Origin of the sequence: Dysosmobacter sp. (genome assembly GCF_052306735.1) — a bacterium.
In the GTDB taxonomy this organism is placed as follows: Bacteria; Bacillota; Clostridia; order Oscillospirales; family Oscillospiraceae; genus Oscillibacter.
The window spans coordinates 19,115-26,098 of the sequence record NZ_DAWBAJ010000031.1 but is presented as its reverse complement, the minus strand read 5'-3'; the positions used below and the strand labels follow the sequence as shown (position 1 = coordinate 26,098).

Below are 6,984 nucleotides of genomic sequence, written 5' to 3'. Positions count from 1 at the left end.
CAGCGAGTACACCGCCCAGTCCAAGGGCGGCATGGGCAAGAAGGGCATCACCACCCGGGAAGAGGACGTGGTGACGGACCTCTTCACCGCCTCCACCCACGACTACCTCTTCTTCTTCACCGATACCGGCAAGGTCTACCGGAAGAAGGGCTACCAGATCCCCGAGTCCGGCAAGACCGCCAAGGGCACCAATATCGTCAACATCCTCCAGGTGGAGCAGGGGGAGAAGATCCAGACCATGATCCACACCCGGGAGCTGGACAACGAAAACCTGTTCCTGGTGATGGTCACCCGCAACGGCACTGTCAAGCGCCTGCCGGTGAGCACCCTGAAAAATATCCGCGCCAGCGGCATCCGGGCCTTGCGGATGGACGAGGGGGATCAGCTGATCTCCGTCCGGGAGACCGACGGTACCCGGAAGATCCTCATTGCCACCCACGACGGACAGGCCATCTGCTTCGACGAAAACGACGTGCGGCCCATGGGCCGTGACGCCATGGGTGTCCGGGGCATCCGCCTCCGGGAGGGCGACTACGTGGTAGGCGCCGCCCGGGCCCGGGCCGGAAAGACCGTCCTCTCCATCACGGAGAACGGCTACGGCAAGCGCACGCCCGTGGAAGAGTACCGCATCACCGGACGCGGCGGCCTGGGCATCCGCAACTACGCCGTCACGGAAAAGACCGGCGGCGTGGTGGGCATCAAGGTGGTGGACGGATCCGAGGACCTGCTGCTGGTGACCCAGGGCGGCATCCTGATCCGCACCGCCGTGGACAACATCCGCACGGCTGGCCGGTCCACCCAGGGCGTTATCGTCATGCGCTTCAAGGAGGAGGGCGACCAGGTGATCGCCATGGCGCTTACCGATCATGAGGACCAGAGCGCCGACGAGGTGAGCACGGATACCGCCGCCCCCGTGGAGGAGACGGCGCAGACCGCGGCTCCGGAGGGCGAGACGGAGGCATAACGACGTTCCAAAGGCCATAGGCGGAAAGGAGCGATGAGATGTACTTTCATTTTTTCCCCCGGGGAGGCGCCGACCAGCTGGGAAGATACACGATCTCCGCTCTGGTGATATTTGGACTGGTCTCTCTTTTCAACGCCTACCGGATGAAAAAAATCCGACAGGGCAACTTCCGTACCAGCCGGCCCAAAAGCCCCCGGCAGAAAGTCGCTTTGCTGATCTGCGGCGTCTTTGTGCTCCTTCTGTTGCTGATGATCCTGGGCATATATGCCGGGAGAATTTAAATCATAAAGAGAGAGCGTGGGAAACCACGCTCTCTCTTTTTATGATGCAGCATCTGCTTATTTAGAAATCCACCCCCATTTTCTTTTTGAAACATCAAAAAGAAAATCGCCGTGGACGGTGAAAAGAAAAAATGTTTCCCGCCGCAAGGCGGAGCCTTGCGGCGAATACGGGAGTCTCCTCAGACACTGCGGAGGAAGCCCAGACATTTTCTGCCGAGTGCGCCGGACCGTTTGCTTTTCGTTCCTTGTACCCGCATAAAAACTGCGTCAAAAATTTTGACAGTCGCCGGATGTGACCTGCTTCTCTTTCCGCGCCTTCCGCTTCGCTAGGCGCTGTCCGGGCACGTATGGCCAGCGGCAGCGGAAAGAGCAGCAGCGGCCATCCGATGACCACCCTCGATTTGCTGCGCACCGCCGCCTGCGGGAGAAACTTATCCTGTTATCACAATGTCCGGCGCACTCGGCAGAAGACTGCCGGAATAGGGTAGCAGCGTCTGAGAAGAATTGAGCGCCTTTTCTTTTGGACCGTCCACGGCCCGTTTTCTTTTGGGCAAGACCAAAAGAAAATGGGGGGTGGATTCTCCTATAGAGAACTTTCAAAAGAAAAAAGCGCAGCCGGGCAGCTGCGCTCACTCTTTGAATTCAAATAACTTGTACAAGGGCACGTCCAGCGCCTTGGCAATGTCCATGAGGGTATCCAGACTGCAGGAACTGACCCCGGTTTCGATCCGCTGGATATAATTGCGGCTGACTCCGTTTTCTCCGCAGGCATTGGCCAGCTGTTCCTGCGTCAGGCGCTGTTCCTTGCGGTAATGTAGAATATTCAGACCAATTTGTATCCACTCATTATAGTGGCGAATATCCATGGGATCACCTCTTGGAACTATTCTATCCGCAAGGCCTAAAAAAGTTAGCAAATCAAATGATTGTAAATCCAAATAAATAGTGTGTATTTTTAAACAAGCTATGCTATAATACCACCTGTGAGGTGGTATCCATGGAAGTCCTGCGCATACTGGTCGGCCTGGCACTGACGGTTTTCTCGTTGTATTTTCTGGTAATCCATTGTATCATGTCCTTACACTTCGGAGGACGCTGGTTCTGCATACCCAAAGCGCGGGATCAGGCGTGGGACCTCCAGGATCGCCTGCTGATTTGGCTCCGGCTGCTCTGCCTGCGCATCAGCATGAAACTCAGAATAAGGAATCGAACCTATATGAAAACTGTCACCATCTATACCGACGGCGCCTGCTCCGGGAACCCGGGTCCCGGGGGCTGGGGAGCCATCTTGATGTATGGCCCTCACAAACGGGAAATTTCCGGCGGCCAGGCCAACACCACCAACAACCGCATGGAGCTCACCGCCGTGATCTCCGCTCTGGAGCTTTTGAAGGAGCCCTGCCAGGTGGAGCTGTGGTCGGACTCCAAATATGTCATCGACGCCCTGGAAAAGGGCTGGGCCAAGGGCTGGCGGGCCCGGGGCTGGGTGAAAAGCGACAAGAAACCCGCCCTGAACCCGGATCTGTGGGAGCGCCTGCTGGATCTGTGTGACACCCACACCGTCCGCACCCACTGGGTCAAGGGCCACGCGGAGAACCCCTATAACAACCGCTGCGATGAGATGGCGGTGGCGGAAAGCCAGAAATATAAATAAAACGGGGCCCCCGCGGGAGCCCAGCGAAGCGGGTCCCGTGGGGAGAGGAGACCCAAGGAAGCGGGCGGCATCTTGATCTTTTTGGGAGAAAACGAAAAATACTACAAATATAAATTTCAAAAAAGCCGTTTTTTTTCAAACATTCACAAACTGTTCACACAGCTATCATAATTCTGCAAAGATTTGCGGGTATCTTAATCATCAAGCAAAGGGTCCTCCCAAACCCGATGCGTTTTCTCCCTCCTAAACACACACAAGAAAGACCGCCGAAAGGCGGTCTTTCTTGTGTTGTTTTTTACATCAGTCCCAGGCCCTTGCTGAGGTTCACAATGAAGTCCTGGACATTGGTGACGATGCCCCGGGCGGAGAGGCTGCCCCGGTCCGAGAGCTTGTTGACGGTGAACTCCGAGATATCCACACAGTAGAAATACACCTGGCGCACGGTGCCGTCCGGCAGCACCCGGAAGGAGGGGGTCATGTTGCCGGTGGCGATGGTGTGGAGGGTGGTGGCCATGCAGATGACGGTGGTGGCGTCCCGGACCTGATCGCGCATGGCATCCTGGGCCTGGTAGACGTTGCCGATCACCGGGGGCAGGGGGCCGTCGTCCCGGATGGAGCCCGCCAGCACGTAGGGTACCCCCATCTTCTCGCAGGCCCAGATGATGCCGTTATCGATGTGCTCCCCTTTCAAAAAGGCGGGAATGGAGCCCCAGCGCCGCACGGCGTTGATGGTGTCCAGATGGTTGTAGTGGCCCAGGGGCTGGCTCTCCTGGGTGTAGATATTCTGGCCCAGGGCGGTGGAGCGGTAGGCGGCCTCCAGGTCATGGGTGGCCAGGGCGTTGCCCGCCAGCACCGCGTGGACGTAGCCCCCCTCCACCAGCCGGGCGAAGGCGTCCCGGGCGTCGTGGTCAAAGGCGAAGGCGGGGCCCATCACCCACACCACCTTGCCGTGGTCACGCTCATGGCGCAGCAGCTCATAGAGCTCGTCGTAGTCCCGGGAAAAGGCCGTCTCCCGGGAACGGCCCTGCCGGAAGGCAAAGAGGTCCCCTTCCCGGCGCTGCTCCCGGAAGCCGTCGGGGTGTACCAGGATGCCCTCCTCCCCCTGCTCCGTGCGCCCCACCGCCACCAGGTCGCCCCGGCGCAGACGGCGGAATTCCCGGACGGCCACCCGGCCATCCTCCCACACCGCCACGCAGTCCATGCGGCTCTCTGATGCCAGGTGCCACGTGCCGCCGATTTTGAAATACTCCGGAAAGATGCTCATGGCGTGGTATCCCTCCGGGGCCACCCCGTCCGCCGGGGCGGGGCACAGCTTCACCTCCGGGGCGCCGGACAGGGCGGAGAAATCCGGGGGGAAATAGGGACGCAGCTGAAAAGACATGGGAAGGCCTCCTTTTGGTTTGATAAAAAAAATCCGGCGGCGGCCTGAAGCCGTCTCCGGACACATCCGGCCGCCGGAGGCAGCCGGGGGATGCAGTTTGTATCCTCAGCATACCAGAGAGCGGCAAAAGAATCAACCCCGTCTGCGCCTTGTAAATCCGCACCCGGCGGTGTAAAATATCCCATAACGGAACACGCGCTTACAAGGAGGTTTGTATCCATGAAAGACGGATTTGTGAAAGTGGCCGCCGGTACCCCCAAGATCCATGTGGCGGACTGCCGCTATAACGCCGAGCAGATCTTTACCCTCATGCGGGAGGCGGACAAGCAGGGGGTCAAGGTGCTGGCTCTGCCGGAGCTGTGCCTCACCGGCTACACCTGCGGCGACCTGTTTTTGCAGGAGACGCTGCTGCGGGGCGCCGAGGAGGGCCTGCGCACCATCCTGGAAGCCACAAAAAATCTGGACATGGTGACGGCTCTTGGCCTGCCGGTACGGGATAAATGGAATAACAAACTGTATAATTGTGCTGCTGTTATACAAAAAGGAGAAATTTTGGGCCTGGTACCCAAGACGTACCTGCCCAATTACGGGGAGTTTTACGAGCAGCGCTGGTTCACCCCCTCCGGCGGTCCCGACGGCGTGGACCACAACCTGACCCTCTGCGGCCAGGAAGTAAGCCTCAACTGCAGCAGCGTCTTTGCCTGCACCGGCATGGACGATCTGGTCATCGGCGTGGAGATCTGCGAGGACCTGTGGGCCCCGGAGCCTCCCTCTGCCGTCCTGGCCCGGCAGGGTGCCACCATCCTTTTGAACCTCTCCGCCTCCAATGAGACGGTGGGCAAGGCCGCCTACCGCCGCTCCCTGGTGACGGGGCAGTCCGGCCGTCTGGTGTGCGGCTATGTCTACGCCGACGCCGGAGAGGGCGAGTCCACCACGGACCTGGTCTTCGCCGGACACAATATGATTGCCGAAAACGGCGCGCTGCTCTCAGAGCGCCGCTTTGCCACGGGCCTCACCATCAGCGAGATCGACGTTGGGAAGCTGGCGGCGGAGCGCCGCCGGATGAACACCTATGCCTCTTTCAAACAGGACCCGGAGATCTGGCGGGTGAACTTCGACATGGACCTTACCAAGACCCGCCTTACCCGCCACATCTCCCCCACCCCCTTTGTGCCGGAGGACGCGGAGAGCCGTGAGGCGCGGTGCAGCGAGATCTTGTGCATCGCGGCCCTGGGCCTGAAAAAGCGGCTGGAGCACACCGGGGCCAAAACCGCCGTGGTGGGCCTCTCCGGGGGTCTGGACTCCACGCTGGCGGTGCTGATCACGGCCCTGGCCATGCAGATGCTGGACCGTCCCACCACAGATATTATCGCCGTCACCATGCCCTGCTTCGGCACCACCGACCGCACCAAGTCCAACGCGGTGCTGTTGGCGGAGCGGCTGGGGGCCACCTTGCGCACGGTGGATATCTCGGGCAGCGTCCGCAGCCACTTCAAGGACATCGGCCACGACCCGGAGGATCACTCCGTCACCTATGAGAACGCCCAGGCCCGGGAGCGGACCCAGGTGCTCATGGATATCGCCAACGCCACCGGCGGTCTTGTCATCGGCACCGGGGACCTCAGCGAGCTGGCTCTGGGCTGGTGCACCTACAACGGCGACCACATGAGCAACTATGCCGTCAATGCCGGCATTCCCAAGACGCTGGTGCGGCATCTGGTGAGCTTCATCTCCGACGACAAGGAGTCCGAGGATCCCCAGCTCTCCGGCGTCCTGACGGATATTCTGGATACCCCGGTGTCTCCGGAGCTGCTGCCCGCCGTCCAGGGGGAGATCTCCCAGAGGACGGAGGATCTGGTGGGCCCCTATGAGCTCCACGACTTCTTTTTGTACTACGCCATCCGCTGGGGCTTCGGTCCCCGGAAGGTGCTGCGGCTGGCGGAGACGGCCTTCGCCAAGCGCTACAGCCGGGACGTGCTGCTCAAGTGGCTGCGGAGCTTCTACCGCCGCTTCTTCTCCCAGCAGTTCAAGCGCAGCTGCCTGGCCGACGGCCCCAAGGTGGGCTCCGTGGCCCTGTCCCCCCGCGGCGACTGGCGGATGCCGTCGGACGCGGTGGCGGCACTGTGGCAGGAGGAGCTGGAGGGCCTGGAGTAAGCAGGTACTTTCTCCCGCCAGTCGCCAAACCGGGGCCCCCGGATCAAACCAGCGAAGCGTTTGAGCCGGGGAAAGGAGGCGCAAGGGAGCGGGCGGAGGTTTCGCCGCAGGCGGAAACGAAGCAGAGCGGACTTTGCGCCGACGCGGCGGATGCCGTCGGATGCGGTGGCGGCATTGTGGCAGGAGGAGCTGGAGGGCCTGGAGTAAGCAGGTACTTTCTCCCGCCAGTCGCCAAACCGGGGCCCCCGGATCAAACCAGCGAAGCGTTTGAGCCGGGGAAAGGAGGCGCAAGGGAGCGGGCGGAGGTTTCGCCGCAGGCGGAAACGAAGCAGAGCGGACTTTGCGCCGACGCGGCGGATGCCGTCGGATGCGGTGGCGGCATTGTGGCAGGAAGAGCTGGAGGGCCTGGAATAAGGCTTCCTCCACAAAACAGGATCCGTTGTGGAGGACAACCGCGGCAAAACCGCCTGCATAACGGAAAATCCGGTGAAAAGGGCCCTGTTTTCCACAATATGAACCCCGATTGTGCAAAGGACCACCAGGCCAACGG

Annotated in this window: 6 protein-coding genes; 4 read left to right on the top strand and 2 right to left on the bottom strand. The window is 60.7% G+C overall.

All coding sequences use genetic code 11. From position 1 onward, the window contains the following. Both ACT67G_RS08650 and ACT67G_RS08645 read left to right on the top strand, forming a co-directional pair. The coding region (locus tag ACT67G_RS08650; protein WP_443663980.1) for a DNA gyrase C-terminal beta-propeller domain-containing protein at window positions 1-964 on the top strand (964 nt) is incomplete at its 5' end. 38 nt (window positions 965-1,002) lie between these two features. After that, on the top strand, window positions 1,003-1,245 hold the full coding sequence (locus ACT67G_RS08645) for a hypothetical protein (protein ID WP_443663979.1): 243 nt from the start codon (window positions 1,003-1,005) through the stop codon (window positions 1,243-1,245). A 629-nt stretch (window positions 1,246-1,874) separates the two neighbouring features. On the opposite strand, the gene ACT67G_RS08640 is transcribed toward ACT67G_RS08645, so the two are convergent. Continuing rightward, on the bottom strand, window positions 1,875-2,111 hold the full coding sequence (locus tag ACT67G_RS08640; protein ID WP_443663978.1) for a helix-turn-helix domain-containing protein: 237 nt from the start codon (window positions 2,109-2,111) through the stop codon (window positions 1,875-1,877). Between the two features lie 350 nt (window positions 2,112-2,461). Here ACT67G_RS08640 and rnhA point away from each other — a divergent pair, with 350 nt between their 5' ends. Beyond that, entirely contained in the window at window positions 2,462-2,899 is a 438-nt protein-coding gene (gene rnhA / locus ACT67G_RS08635; protein WP_325247632.1) for a ribonuclease HI, read from the top strand. 295 nt (window positions 2,900-3,194) lie between these two features. On the opposite strand, the gene ACT67G_RS08630 is transcribed toward rnhA, so the two are convergent. Next, window positions 3,195-4,280: an ornithine cyclodeaminase family domain gene (locus ACT67G_RS08630; RefSeq protein ID WP_443663977.1), complete on the bottom strand. Its 1,086-nt coding sequence runs from the start codon at window positions 4,278-4,280 to the stop codon at window positions 3,195-3,197. 219 nt (window positions 4,281-4,499) lie between these two features. Here ACT67G_RS08630 and ACT67G_RS08625 point away from each other — a divergent pair, with 219 nt between their 5' ends. Then, window positions 4,500-6,434 carry an NAD(+) synthase gene (locus tag ACT67G_RS08625; RefSeq protein WP_325247634.1) on the top strand — a complete coding sequence of 645 codons (1,935 nt, stop codon included), beginning with the start codon at window positions 4,500-4,502 and terminating at the stop codon, window positions 6,432-6,434. Window positions 6,435-6,984: the final 550 nt, after the last annotated feature.